This is a genomic window from Polaromonas sp. P1_G4 (assembly GCF_056405475.1).
Genome location: NZ_JBFUCA010000146.1, coordinates 1 through 12,688 on the forward strand (window position 1 = coordinate 1; position 12,688 = coordinate 12,688).

Genomic DNA, 12,688 nt, shown 5'->3' on the forward strand with positions numbered 1-12,688 from the left:
GGTTTTCTGAAATATTGCATCGGAAATTGGCTTCCAGCCTATATAGGGCGGGCGCAGGCAGCTATTAAAAAATGAGCGACATCAAGGGCGGAGCAGCGGGATCTGGTTCAGGAACAGAGACGGCGTCTTCATGGGTCGGGCGGCCCCGAAAAAACGCATTTACTTACATGCGGCTGGTAAATATGACCACGCGGGAAATGCCTTAACAGCCCCGCCGATAAACGTGCTCTGATCAGGTTGCAGCGAACGGTCTGGAGCGGCTGCAGATACCGCGGATCACCGACGGTATGTGAAGAATGCCGCTCAAGCCGCCAAGCTGGGTTATGCAGGCTTCGTCCCGTGGCTGGGGGGCAACGGATGGACGCCGGCATGAAGCGCCGCCACGTCAGCAAATCCGGACAATTGCCGAAACATGGATTTATCATCAAGACGGACAGCCACCGCTTCTCAGCGGGTGGCAACCTTGCGGTTCACGCTTCGGGGTTGCGTCCGGTTCGGATTCGCGCTTCGCACTCCCGCACGAAACCCACGAGGTGAGCCATGAACGAGCACCCCGATCCATGCCCCAGGGGCGCCAGCCGAGCCCCTTTTGCCGCCACGGTTTCGGTGGTTGCAGGATTGGGTGAGCGGCTAAAGTTGCTGCTGGCTCTGCTGACGTTCGCCTCTCATGCCGCCTTCGCGGCCCCCTTGCTCAATGAGCCCATCCAGCCAATCCCCCTCACGCTGAAGCAGGACCCGGCCCGTGCCGAAATCKGGCGGCAGCTATTTCACGATCCACGCCTGTCCGGAAACGGGCGCGTGTCTTGTTTCAGCTGCCATGATTTGAGCAAGGGCGGCGGTGACGGCCGTGACCGCTCCGTCGGGCTTAACGGTGGACTGACCGGTGTCAATGCCCCGACGGTGTTCAATGCGGCGCTCAATTTCAGGCAATTCTGGAACGGCCGCGCCGAATCGCTGGAGTCCCAGGTAGACCATGTCATGCTGAACCCGATCGAGATGGGGGCGAAGTGGGAAGATGTGGTTCGCAAGATAGCGGACGACGCGAAATACAAAAGTGCGTTTGGTGCGGCCTACAAAGACGGCGTGACCAAAGCCAATATCCAGAACGCCATCGCGACATTCGAACGGACGCTGATCACACCCAACTCACGCTTCGACAAATATTTGCGTGGTGACGCCAACGCCATTACCGACGCGGAGAAGGTCGGCTACGCCAAGTTCAAGCAGTACGGGTGCGTCGCCTGCCACCAGGGCGTCAACGTGGGCGGCAACATGTTCCAGAAATTCGGCGTCATGGGCGACTACTTCGCAAAGCGTGGCAACCCGACGGAGGCCGATCTTGGCCGGTACCTCGTCACGAAGGTGGAAAGCGACAAGCACGTCTTCAAGGTACCGAGCCTGCGCAACATCGCGCTGACGGCGCCGTATTTTCACGATGCCTCGGCCAAGACACTGGAAGATGCCGTCGATGTCATGTTCAGGTACCAGCTCGGACGCGTTGCCTCCAGGGAGGACAAGGAATCCATCGTCAAGTTCCTCAATACGCTCACCGGCGAACGGGACTTCAAACCGTGAAAAAAAAGAATCAACTTGCCCTGGCGCCTATGGCGGCGGTCACCGCCGTGCTGCTGTTCATCCTGGTGTTCCTGTATAGCAAAACCCAAAGCTTCGACGAGTCGCACTACTTTGAGGATATGGCCGTGCTGCGTCACCTGAAGCAGCTGGACGCGCAATGGGAGCTGGATGTGCTGAAGTCCAGGATCGGGATCAACACGCACTACGATGCGCTGGCCGATAACCAGGGCGAGATGGCCCGGCTCATGGAACAACTCGAGTCGGGTACCGACGCCCACAAGCACGATGCATCCGGGCAGGTGGACAAGCTCGCGTCGCTGGAACGCGCCGTGCAGGACAAAGCCGTCCTGATCGAGCAATTCAAGTCGCACAACTCCGTGCTGCGAAACTCGCTGGCCTTTCTTCCCACCGCAGCGGAAGATGTCCAGCAGTCGCTCGGGCCCGGCCGCGGTACCACAGAGCTGGCGCTCCGGCAGATTTCGTCTGACGTCAGCAGGCTGCTGCTCGCGAGCATGCTGTACAGCCAGAGCCCGACCGACGAAAAGGGTGCCGAGATAGAAGAGGAACTGGGCCGGCTTGACGGCAAGCTGCGCCATACTCCGCCGGGCATTTCCGACAGGCTGGGGATCTTCCGCGCGCATGTCCAGACCATCCTGCGCGAACAAAAAACAGTCAATGAACTTCTCGCGGGTATTTCTTCGGCACCGACCGCCAAATTGCTCGATGCGGCCAACGATGCATCAACGATCGAGCAGCAGCGCGCGGGGGTGGAGGGCGAGCGCTACGGCCGCTACCTGCTGATTTTCTCTGCGGTGCTGGTGGCCCTGCTGCTGTATGCAGCCCTTCACGTGTTGCGCAGCCATGCCGTGATCCGGCGCGTCAACACGGAACTCCAGGCGGCCAATGAGCACCTTGAACAGCGCGTGCAGGAACGGACACAGGAGCTGCGCCAGGCGCAAAGCGAGCTGATGACCGCGGCGCGCCAGGCGGGCATGGCAGAGATCGCCACCAATGTGCTGCACAACGTGGGCAACATCCTCAACAGCGTCAACGTCTCGGCCGACCTCATCGGCAGCACCTTGCACAAATCAAGGGTGCAGGGGCTTTCCCGGGGCGTGCAGCTGATGAACGAGCACGCCGCGGACCTTGCCCACTTTCTGGTTCACGACGAGAAAGGCAAGATACTGCCCGGCTATTTGAATGGGATCTCCCAGACCCTGGTGCAGGAGCAGCAGGGCATGCTCAAGGAGCTGGAACTCCTCACCAGAAGCATCGACCACATCAAGGACGTCGTTGCCACCCAGCAATCGTACGCAGGCGGGAGCAGCATTGTTGAACCGGTGCAGATCTGTGACCTGGTGGAGGACGCCCYGCGAATGAACGGTGTCTCACTGGCGCGCCACGGGGTCACTGTGGTGAAGGAGTTCGCGCAGGTGCCAGAAGCGCTGCTGGACCGTTCCCGGGTGCTGCAGATTCTCGTGAACCTGATCAGCAACGCCAAAAATGCCATGGCGGGTATGTCGGCCGCATCGCACCAGATCACATTGCGGGTGGAGCCTGTTGGCGAGTCGACCTTGCGGGTCTCTGTCATGGATAAGGGAGAGGGGATACCGGCGGAAAACCTCACGCGGATTTTCTCGCACGGATTTACGACGCGCAAAACAGGCCACGGCTTTGGTTTGCACAGTTGCGCGCTGGCGGTCAGCCAGATGGGCGGGACACTTTCCGCTCACAGCGACGGGCCGGGTCTGGGGGCCACCTTCACACTGGAGCTGCCAATGGATATCGCGCAGACCAAATCATGACGCAGCTACAGAACCAGCGCATCCTGCTGATCGACGACATGCTGTCGATCCATGAGGACTTTCGCAAAATCCTCGCGGCGAAACCGGTGGCGCGTGATCTGGACGTTGCCGAAACCGAGTTGTTTGGTGAGGTCACGCAGATTTCCTACGGTGATTTTGAACTGGACTCCGCTTATCAGGGCGCCGAAGGTGTGGCCAAGGTGGAGGAATCCATCCGGGCCGGGCGGCCCTATGCCATGGCTTTTGTGGACATGCGCATGCCGCCGGGCTGGGACGGGGTGGAGACCATCGAGCGGCTTTGGCGTGTTGATCCGCATGTGCAGATCGTGATCTGCACAGCCTACTCCGACCACCCTTGGGAAAATGTGCTGGCGCGGCTGGACGTGCAGGACCGCCTGCTGGTGCTCAAAAAGCCATTCGACATGATCGAAGTCAGCCAGCTCGCGAGAACACTGACCGCCAAATGGGAGCTGGCGCGGCGCGCGGCAGCACAGGTGAGCAGCCTGGAAGATACCGTGCAGGATCTCAGGGCAACCGAAGCGGCTTTGCGCCAGTCCAACAAGGAACTCGAAGCCTTCTCGTATTCGCTCGCGCATGACTTGCGCTCTCCCCTGAACTCGATTGACGGCTTCAGCCATTTGCTGCAAAAGGCCGTCAGCGGTGATGCGGCGGAACGCGCGAGGCATTACCTGAGCCGGATACGCGAGGGAGTCAGGCAAATGGGTGAGCTCACGGATGGCCTTCTGCTGCTGGCCCAGGTGTCCCGTACCAACCTGAAGATCGAGACAGTCGACCTCACGGCAATAGCCGAGCGCGTGCGCGGTGACTGCCAGAAACGCAATACCGCGCGGGATGTGAAAGTCCACATAACGCCCAACCTTGTCGCTGTGGGTGACTCCGCGTTGCTGTGCCAGGTAATGGAAAACCTTATTTCCAATGCATGGAAGTTCACCGTCCATGCCACTGCCCCCGAGATCTGGGTTGGGGCGCAGCACCCCGACAACGAAAGTACAGTTTATTTTGTCCGTGATAACGGCGTCGGGTTTGACATGACGTACGCGGACAAATTGTTCGGTACCTTCCAGCGCCTGCATTCACCGGGTGAGTTTGCAGGGATGGGAATCGGGCTGGCAAGCGCTCACCGGATCATTTCCCGTCACGGCGGTCGTATCTGGGCCGAAGGGGCGGTGGGGCAAGGTGCCACATTTTTCTTCACCATACCATCGCCTGTGCGGCAACACTCGCCCGATGAAAGCCCGGCTGATGCGAAAAAACACAGGAGCCAGCCATGACTCAACTGCAGAACCGGCGCATTTTGCTGATCGACGACATGCCGTCCATCCACGAAGACTTCCGGAAAATTCTTGCGTCCAGACCGGTTGCGCATGACCTGGACGATGCCGAAGCCCTGTTGTTTGGCGACGCCGCACCGGTGTCCGATGATGGCTTTGAGCTGGACTCGGCCTACCAGGGACGTGAGGGTCTGGACAAGGTCGAGGCATCCGTTCGGGCCGGGCGGCCCTATGCCATGGCCTTTGTGGACATGCGCATGCCGCCGGGCTGGGATGGTGTGGAGACCATCGAACGGCTCTGGCGCGTTGATCCAAAGGTACAGATCGTCATCTGCACCGCCTACTCCGACCACGCCTGGGAAGATGTGTTCGCGCGGCTGGAGGCCCGGGATCGCCTCCTGATTCTGAAAAAACCATTTGATCCGGTTGAAGTCAGCCAGCTGGCAAGAATGCTGACCACCAAATGGGAGCTGGCGCAGCAGGCGGCAGCGCAGGTGAGCGGCCTGGAGGAGGCCGTGCAGGAGCGCACCCGCGCCTTGCATGACAGCGAATCACAACTGCGCCAGATCACGGACAGCGTGCCCGCCTTGATTGCCTATATCGACGCCGAACAGCGCTTTCAGTTCCATAACCTTGCCTACGAAGAAGTTCTTGGCCTGAAGCACGACCAGATCCACGGCAAGACCATGCGTGAGCTGATGGGCGACGAGCTCCACGAAAAAGAGCGGGGCAAGATTGAAGAGGCGCTCGCTGGTTACGCGGCGCAATACGACCGCACGCAGGCCACGTCGGATGGCCAGCTGCGCGACTACGTCATGCAGTACTTTCCACGCTACGGCGAAAACGAGGACGAAGGCAAGGTTGTCGGCTTCTTCTCGCTGGGCACCGATGTGACCGAACTCAAGCGCATTGACCGCATGAAGAGTGAGTTTGTCTCTACCGTCAGTCATGAGTTGCGCACCCCGCTGACCTCCATTCGCGGCTCACTGGGCCTGATCGCCGGCGGCGTGGCCGGTGAGCTGCCGGCCATGGCCAAAAACCTGGTCGGCATCGCTACCAACAATTGCGAACGGCTCATCAGGTTGATCAACGACATTCTTGACAGCGAAAAAATCGAATCCGGAAAAATGCGGTTTGACTTCCAGCAGATGGAACTGCAACCTTTGCTGACGCAAGCCCTGACGGCCAACGAAGGCTTCGCAGGCCAGCACAACGTCAAGCTGGTTCTGGATGCCCCGGCAGAAGCGGTAAGGGTCAGCGTCGACAGCGACAGGCTGACCCAGGTCATTACCAACCTGTTGTCCAACGCGGTGAAATTCGCGCCGGCCCAGTCCCGTGTGGAAGTCCGGCTGCTGTGCAAGAGCGGCAGGGTCCGGGTGGAAGTCGCCGACAGCGGCCCCGGCATTCCCGAAGAGTTCCGAAAGCGCATCTTTCAGAAATTCTCGCAAGCCGACACATCGGACACCCGAAAAATGGGTGGTACGGGCCTGGGCCTGAACATCTCGCGTGCCATCGTGGAGCGGATGGGCGGCCAAATCGGGTTCACGACGGAAACCGGCGTCGGAACTGTTTTCTTCTTTGAGCTGCCCGAGGCGGTGCCGGCGCCGATTCAGACCAGCATCAGGTCCGGCGCAGCGACCAGGCCGCTCATCCTGGTCTGCGAAGACGATCCCGACATTGCCCGCCTGATCAACCTGATGCTTGATAAAGGCGGCTTTGACTCGGACATGGTGCACAGCGCAGGGCAGGCGCTGGAGCAAGTCATGCTGATGCCCTACGCTGCCATGACGGTCGACCTGAACCTGCCCGACCAGGACGGCATCAGCCTGATCCGGGCACTGCGCCGCGAAGAGGCGACGAAAGACCTGCCGATCGTGGTGGTTTCAGCAAATGCTGAAGAAGGCGAGCTCGAGTTCAATACCCAGCCGCTGGCGGTTTCAACATGGCTGGAAAAACCCATCGACGAGAACCTCCTGATCCTCAGTTTGCACCGTGCCATCGGTAACATGGCCGAAGGCCGGCCGCGCATTCTGCATGTCGAGGACGACCTCGACATACAGCGCATTGCCGCCGCCATTGCCCAGGACTTTGCCACCTTCGAATTTGCCGCCACGCTGCGCGAGGCACGCGACCAGCTTGCGCGCCGCCGCTACGACCTGGTGCTGCTCGACCTGACGTTGAAAGACGGCTCGGGCTGGGGGCTGCTGGACACCATTGAAGCACTGGACATCGTGCCGCCAGTGGTCGTGTTTTCTGCGCACGATGTGGAGCCGAAGCAAAGCCAGCGCGCAGAAGCGGTACTAGTGAAGGCACACACTTCCAACGAGCAGTTGATCCGCACCCTGCAGCGGGTGCTCGATGAAAGCCTGTGGGGGACGGTTCACCCACCTCTAAGCGCCTGAAATAGATCCACCCCCGTCCAGGCTCACTGGCGTGTAGCCTGTTCCCCCCTCGAGGGGGCGGCGCCTGGGGCCGGCGAAGCCGGACCCTCGGCCCCCGCTGGTGGAATACCCCTGTTAGTTACGCCATTGGACTCTTCACGCCAGCGGATGCCGTGGAACCGGCTTTGCCGGGCCGCAGGCACCGTCCCCTGCAAGGGGAAAAGGGCTACACGCAGTGAGCCCGATAGGGGTGCACCAATTTTTCGGCTTTGCCAGACCGCAGGCGGGCGGCCCCCTCGGGGGGCAGGGAGCTACACGAAGTGAGCGACCGTGGGGGCCTTACTTCTTTTGACTGGCGCGGTAGACCTGCATCACCGTCGCGAAATCGCGATCAAAGTTGATGGGCAGGAATGTGTCGTTGCCGGGCAGCTGCTTTTTCAGTGTGGGCGAGAAGCTGTAGCTGAACGAGCATTTCTTCACGCGTGCCTGCAGTTCGGGCGAAACGTCCTTGCTCATGGTCCAGGTTTCCGTCATGAAGGGCGGGCTTTCCCAGATCGTGCGAATGCTCGAGCCCTTGACGTCACCCTTGACGACCATGCGCTGGTACAAATCGCTGGCCACAGCTGCGGCCGGATAAAAACCATGCATCACGCCCGTGACGGAGCGCTCGTGGCCGTTGGAGAACACGACTTCGTAGTCCTTGTCCGGCGTCAGGCCCAGCGCCGGGAACAGCGCGCGCGGCGCGAGGTTGCCCGAGTTGGAGGTGGGTGTGGTGTGCGCGATTTTCTTGCCAATCAGGTCCTTCGGTTCCCTGTACGGGCTGTCGATGCGGGTGATCAGAATCAGTTTGTAGGAGTTGCGCAGGCCCGTGGCCTTGTTGCCCGGAACGCCAAACGGCGCCGGCTGGCCGGCGGTGACCAACTGCGCAGCCAGGCCGGGGTTGACCTGTGCCAGCTGGACCTTGCCGGCCGAGATACCTTCAATCAGCTCTTTTTCACCGAGGATGTCGATGTTGCTGGTCTTGTCCATCGATTCGCCTTGCGCGTTTTGCAGGTCGATGTTTCCGCAGCGTGACAGGTGGCTGAAGTAGTCGCCCCACAAGGCCATGGTTTCGCTCTTGCCATAGGTCTTGGGCATGGCCACGACCATTTTTTCGCGTGGGCCGGAATATTTTTCGGGCGCGGGGGTAGCAGCCGCAGCTTTCGCCTTGCGTGCAGGCTTTGCCTCGTCGGTCTGGGCTGTTGCTGAACCCAGGGCGCAAGCGGCGCTGGCCAATATTGCGGCATGGCGCAGATAAAACTTCATCTTGATCACTCCAGTTGTCTATGAAACCGATACGCAGGAATGCCGGTTTGTGTGCCCTTGGCCGCACAAACCGCGTTCCCAGCCCAATCAGTGTGCATGACGGTGCATCAAAACGAACTTTTTGTTACATTCGAATGAATACCTTCGTGACATAAATCAGCGTATCTGCGTCAGAGGCTGTTGTTTTTTCATTGAAAAGATGGCGCTGGCAACCTGTAAGCGCCTGGGCGGCGGCGAATACTGCGCCTCAGGATACGCGCGTGCTGTGCGGCGGGGGGGGGGGGGCGGCGGACGCCTCAAGCGGCGAGCGAGGCGTCGATTTTGCCGAGCAGCCATTGCAGCCCGGCCAGGTGCCGTACGGCCAAGTTGCCCGGGCGTGATGCCCGACAGCATGGCCATCGTCCGGGTGCGCGCTGCCCGAAACGCCGCGATGGCCTCTTGCGCATCAGCGGCCGCGTAGTCGCGTTGCTTTTCCAGCACGTAGCCGTCCAGTGATTCCAGCACGGGGCTGGCCTCTGACAAGGTGCGCTGAAACCGCACGTGATAGCCGTCAATCTCGATGTCCCTGATGTGGCAGATCTGCGCGAGGGCCGTGAAGTTTTCGCTCGGAATGCCTTCCCACGACGGCGGCGTCCAGCGCTTGTGGCTTTCAGGAATCGCGTCGTAGAACTGCTCCAGCTGGCGCGGAAAATCCGCCATGGCCTGGAGCGTTGCGGGGTTCAGGGGCAGCGCAGGGCTCATCAGCCGGCCTTGCGCAGCGAAGGCCACAGCACCGCCTGCGCCACGATCACGTTCTCGCCATTGAAGGTCGCCGCCGGCGAGCCGTAAAGCTCGTAACCCATGGCAAGCACCTCACTCACCCGGCGGCAAAAGCTCGCGTCATCCGGGCCGGTAAGGAGCCTGTAGGTGGGAAGACCGTCGGGGGGCGTGGTGGCGGGTGATGTCATGGCGGCAAGCGGCTGATGAACGGAGGGCGATATTACCGTGTCCGTGCAGATGCTGCAGGTGTTGTTGGTCGTGACCGCGGAGGTAGTGCGCGCCGACACGCAGGATCCGGGCGCCCGCCAGCCACCGAAGGCGCTACCCCTATTTGAGCTGCCGCAAGGTTTGCGCTGATTGCGTTGACGGCTGGGCCGCATTTGCGCCAGATCAAGCCGCCCAACGGGCCGTACGGCTCCAATCAATGACGGGAATGTTCCCGTCTCTTCTGTTACTTACCCATGAAAAAGCAAATCATTGCCGCCGCTGCCCTCTGCACCCTTTTGTCGGGTGCCGCTTTTGCCCAAACCGCTGAAGGCCCCTGGCTGGTCCGAGCGCGCGCCGTCCACCTGGACAGCGCCAACGGTGACAGCACCGGCCTCGGGCTGGCCATCAACAACAAGTGGATGCCGGAGTTCGACATCAGCTATTTCCTCAACCCCAACTTCGCAGTCGAGCTGGTGCTGACGGTTCCGCAAAAGCACACGCTGTCGTCCCGCGGCACCGCCATCGGCAGCTTCAAGCACCTGCCGCCCACGCTGATGGCGCAATACCACTTCGACTCGCTGGGTGCGGGCGCCTTCAAGCCCTATGTCGGCGCGGGCGTCAACTACACCCGCTTCAGTGCGGTCAGCCTGCCGGCTGGCGTGGACATCAAACGCAGCAGCTGGGGCCCGGCGCTGCAGGTCGGCGTGGACATTCCCCTCGGCAAGCAGCTGTCCCTGAACTTCGACCTGAAGAAGGTCTACATCCGCACCGACGTGTCCGCGGGCGGCGCCAACATCGGCACGTTCAAGGCCGACCCGATGTTGTTGGGTGTGGGGCTTGGCTGGCGGTTTTGAGCAGAAAAGGGTGAGACGCCCAAACTTGCGCGTCTCTTCTCGCGGGCGCTTGCGGCGGCGCGGGTTCAGGCCTTTGCCATCCCCGGCAACGCCATCACACGCCCCGGCGCCGCCATCCCCGTAAATGCAAAGTCGACTTCCGGCACGCGCCCGCTCACGATGTCCGCAATCGCCGCGCCCGAGCCGCAGGCATGCGTCCAGCCCAGCGTGCCGTGGCCCGTGTTGAGGAAGACATTGGAGGCCTTGCTTTTGCCGATGTAAGGCACATTGCTCGGTGTGGCCGGCCGCAGGCCCGTCCAGAACTGCGCGCCTTCGCCGTCCGTCATGTCGGGAAAGAGTTGTTTTACACGGCGCACGATGGCGTTGCAGCGCACCAGGTTCAGCTCGGTGTTGTAGCCATTAAGCTCGGCCGTGCCGGCAATGCGCAAGCGGTTGCCAAAGCGCGAGAACACCAGCTTGTATTCGTCATCCGTCAGGCTGACCTGATAGGAAGCGGCTTCGTTGATCACTGGCAGCGTGACCGAGTAACCCTTGGCCGGGTAGATGCGCAGGCTTTGCCCCAGCACCTTGGCCCACTGCGCGCTGAAGGCGCCCAGGCACATCACATACGCATCGGCTTTCAGCATCTCGACCTTGCCGCCGGCCTCGCCGCTGCCCATCGCCACCTGCACGCCATTGAGCTGCCCCTGCGCGGCGTCCAGGCCCAGCACCGTGGTGTTGTACAAAAATTTCACACCGGCCTGCTCGCAACGCGCAGCCAGCGCGGCGGTAAAAGCGCGGGCGTCACCCGATTCATCGCTGGGTGTCATGCTGCCGCCCACGATGCTGCCGCGGCATTGCGCCAGTGCGGGCTCAATCGCCACACATTCGTCGGCCGTCTTCATGTCGAGCTCGCAGCCGTGCTCGCGCATGATGCGTGCGGGCTCCTGCGCCGCGTCGTACTCGGCCTGGCTGGTATAGAAGTGCAGGATGCCCTTGGTCTGCGCGTTGTACAGCAGGCCCAGCTCGGCGCGCAGTTTTTGCAGCGCGCCGCGGCTGTACATGCCCAGGTTCACGATCTGCTTGATGTTTTGTGCCGTACGCGCGGGCGTGCAGTTGCGCAAAAACTCCAGCCCCCACAGCCACTGGTTCACATCGGCGCGCAGCCTGAAGAGCAGAGGCGCATCTTCACGCGCCAGCCATTGCAAGACCTTGAGCGGCGCGCCCGGGTTGGCCCAGGGTTCCGCATGGCTCACCGATATTTGCCCGCCGTTGGCAAAACTGGTTTCCATCGCGGCCGCGTTGCGGCGCTCCACCACCGTTACTTCATGGCCGCGTTGCGCCAAATACCAGGCCGTGGTGATACCCGTGACACCAGCTCCCAAAACCATGACTTTCATGACGATTCCTTTTCATTCAAGCAGAACATTGCAGTTGCGCAAGTGCAATGCCTTGGGGTGCTTGAATCAAAAAGAAACGTGGCAACCGCCAAGCCATCACATGCTTGCGGCCGCTTCCACTGTCCTTGTTACCTGAGAGATTCAGCCGCTGCTTTGATGTCGATGACAAGCTTCGGCTTTGCTCCTTCGGTGCGCTGCACCTTGCGTGCGGCGTCTCTCCAGACGGCTGTGTGTTCCGGGCAGTACGGGACCTGAGCGATTATGGAAGTTTGCGCCTTCGGTGGCTGCCTTGTGGGGCAGCGCTCTCCTGCTTGAACGGGTTTGAATTTACCACCGAAGCCTGTTTTGCCAAGCGTGAATAGGGCGTTCAGTACAGGTCTAGCGGGTTGATTCAGCGGCTTAATAGTAGGAAGCAGGGCGGCTCAGCCTTAGCTGGCCGCGTTCACAAACGCGGCTTTGGCATCGGTATAGGCCTCGCGGTCACCCGGGTGCCTGGCCGCCAGTTCCGCCTTGAGCGCGGCATAGCGCGCCGCCAGCGCCGGGTCCGAACGCAGGGCGTCGCGAAAACGCAGGCGCTGCGCCCACACCTCGCCGCCGTGCACCACCAGGTGCAGGTGATGCGTGCGCCGCCCCTCTGCCCAGCGCATCAGCCATTTGCGGTCAGACAGCGAGGCATTGAATTCAGCGGAGGTCGTGTAGCCGTTGGCGCACAGCGGCGCCAGAAGCGCTTCAGCCGCCGCGATTGATTCCACACCGGCCAGCATGTCAATCACCGGTTTGGCCGCCAGGCCGGGCACGGCCGTGCTGCCGATGTGCTGGATGTCGATCAGGCGGGCCGGCAGCTGGGGGGAGAGCGCAAGCAGGCGGTCCCGCTCAGCCACAAACTGCTGGGGCCAGGCCGGGTTGTAGGCCTGCAAGACCACTTCCTCGTGGATAGCGGCAAGCAGCGATTCCTGGTCAGTCATGCGCGTGACGGCTGGCAGGTTGTTGTGCAGGGGCAAAAAACGCTGTGCGACACGCCAGAATCCTTTGCGGGGTCATTTTTAAGGCGGTTTTAAGCATAAAAAAGGCCATTTGCCCAATCAGTAATTGCGCGAGCAGCTATTAAAACAATAGCAACCAGAAATCCCC

General features: G+C 61.2%; 11 protein-coding genes and 1 riboswitch. Of the genes, 6 read left to right on the top strand and 5 right to left on the bottom strand.

What is annotated here, in order from left to right; translation table 11 throughout:
- Positions 1 to 540: 540 nt before the first annotated feature.
- Genes AC1D1X_RS09480 through AC1D1X_RS09495 form a run of 4 tightly spaced genes read left to right on the top strand, consistent with a single transcriptional unit; the run spans position 541 to position 7,074 of the window.
- Complete coding sequence (locus AC1D1X_RS09480; protein ID WP_477698186.1) at positions 541 to 1,575, top strand: cytochrome-c peroxidase; 1,035 nt, start codon at positions 541 to 543, stop codon at positions 1,573 to 1,575.
- Positions 1,572 to 3,380, top strand: a complete 1,809-nt coding sequence (locus AC1D1X_RS09485; RefSeq protein ID WP_477698187.1) for a DAHL domain-containing protein — start codon at positions 1,572 to 1,574, stop codon at positions 3,378 to 3,380. Before AC1D1X_RS09480 ends, AC1D1X_RS09485 begins: the two co-directional genes overlap by 4 nt.
- Positions 3,377 to 4,672, top strand: coding sequence for a sensor histidine kinase (locus AC1D1X_RS09490; RefSeq protein ID WP_477668889.1), 1,296 nt, complete (start codon positions 3,377 to 3,379; stop codon positions 4,670 to 4,672). The genes AC1D1X_RS09485 and AC1D1X_RS09490 overlap by 4 nt, the downstream gene beginning before the upstream one ends.
- Entirely contained in the window at positions 4,669 to 7,074 is a 2,406-nt protein-coding gene (locus AC1D1X_RS09495) for a response regulator (protein WP_477668888.1), read from the top strand. The genes AC1D1X_RS09490 and AC1D1X_RS09495 overlap by 4 nt, the downstream gene beginning before the upstream one ends.
- A 318-nt stretch (positions 7,075 to 7,392) precedes the next feature.
- On the opposite strand, the gene phnD is transcribed toward AC1D1X_RS09495, so the two are convergent.
- From phnD to AC1D1X_RS09510, 3 genes are all read right to left on the bottom strand, one after another.
- Entirely contained in the window at positions 7,393 to 8,358 is a 966-nt protein-coding gene (gene phnD, locus AC1D1X_RS09500) for a phosphate/phosphite/phosphonate ABC transporter substrate-binding protein (protein ID WP_477668887.1), read from the bottom strand.
- A gap of 156 nt (positions 8,359 to 8,514) precedes the next feature.
- Positions 8,515 to 9,099, bottom strand: a complete 585-nt coding sequence (locus tag AC1D1X_RS09505; RefSeq protein ID WP_477698188.1) for a hypothetical protein — start codon at positions 9,097 to 9,099, stop codon at positions 8,515 to 8,517.
- Complete coding sequence (locus tag AC1D1X_RS09510; RefSeq protein ID WP_477668885.1) at positions 9,099 to 9,305, bottom strand: DUF1737 domain-containing protein; 207 nt, start codon at positions 9,303 to 9,305, stop codon at positions 9,099 to 9,101. Before AC1D1X_RS09510 ends, AC1D1X_RS09505 begins: the two co-directional genes overlap by 1 nt.
- A 37-nt stretch (positions 9,306 to 9,342) precedes the next feature.
- On the opposite strand from AC1D1X_RS09510, the gene AC1D1X_RS09515 reads away from it, so the two are divergent.
- Positions 9,343 to 9,474, top strand: a complete 132-nt coding sequence (locus tag AC1D1X_RS09515) for a hypothetical protein (protein WP_477698189.1) — start codon at positions 9,343 to 9,345, stop codon at positions 9,472 to 9,474.
- A gap of 104 nt (positions 9,475 to 9,578) precedes the next feature.
- The gene (locus tag AC1D1X_RS09520) at positions 9,579 to 10,178 is read left to right on the top strand and encodes an OmpW/AlkL family protein (protein WP_477668884.1); all 600 of its coding nucleotides are present in this window, start codon (positions 9,579 to 9,581) and stop codon (positions 10,176 to 10,178) included.
- A gap of 65 nt (positions 10,179 to 10,243) precedes the next feature.
- On the opposite strand, the gene AC1D1X_RS09525 is transcribed toward AC1D1X_RS09520, so the two are convergent.
- Together AC1D1X_RS09525 and AC1D1X_RS09530 are read right to left on the bottom strand one after the other, a co-directional pair.
- Positions 10,244 to 11,557, bottom strand: a complete 1,314-nt coding sequence (locus AC1D1X_RS09525) for a D-amino acid dehydrogenase (protein ID WP_477668883.1) — start codon at positions 11,555 to 11,557, stop codon at positions 10,244 to 10,246.
- A 110-nt stretch (positions 11,558 to 11,667) separates the two neighbouring features.
- A riboswitch (glycine riboswitch) is annotated at positions 11,668 to 11,789 on the bottom strand.
- Between the two features lie 196 nt (positions 11,790 to 11,985).
- The gene (locus AC1D1X_RS09530) at positions 11,986 to 12,522 is read right to left on the bottom strand and encodes a GrpB family protein (RefSeq protein ID WP_477668882.1); all 537 of its coding nucleotides are present in this window, start codon (positions 12,520 to 12,522) and stop codon (positions 11,986 to 11,988) included.
- Positions 12,523 to 12,688: the final 166 nt, after the last annotated feature.

What these genes read in the sequence shown, in the direction of transcription:
- AC1D1X_RS09490 (WP_477668889.1), top strand. Translation starts at nt 3,377, where the DNA reads ATGACGCAGCTACAGAACCAGCGCATCCTGCTGATCGACGACATGCTG.
- AC1D1X_RS09495 (WP_477668888.1), top strand. Translation starts at nt 4,669, where the DNA reads ATGACTCAACTGCAGAACCGGCGCATTTTGCTGATCGACGACATGCCG.
- phnD (WP_477668887.1), bottom strand. Translation starts at nt 8,358, where the DNA reads ATGAAGTTTTATCTGCGCCATGCCGCAATATTGGCCAGCGCCGCTTGC.
- AC1D1X_RS09505 (WP_477698188.1), bottom strand. Translation starts at nt 9,099, where the DNA reads ATGAGCCCTGCGCTGCCCCTGAACCCCGCAACGCTCCAGGCCATGGCG.
- AC1D1X_RS09510 (WP_477668885.1), bottom strand. Translation starts at nt 9,305, where the DNA reads ATGACATCACCCGCCACCACGCCCCCCGACGGTCTTCCCACCTACAGG.
- AC1D1X_RS09520 (WP_477668884.1), top strand. Translation starts at nt 9,579, where the DNA reads ATGAAAAAGCAAATCATTGCCGCCGCTGCCCTCTGCACCCTTTTGTCG.
- AC1D1X_RS09525 (WP_477668883.1), bottom strand. Translation starts at nt 11,557, where the DNA reads ATGAAAGTCATGGTTTTGGGAGCTGGTGTCACGGGTATCACCACGGCC.
- AC1D1X_RS09530 (WP_477668882.1), bottom strand. Translation starts at nt 12,522, where the DNA reads ATGACTGACCAGGAATCGCTGCTTGCCGCTATCCACGAGGAAGTGGTC.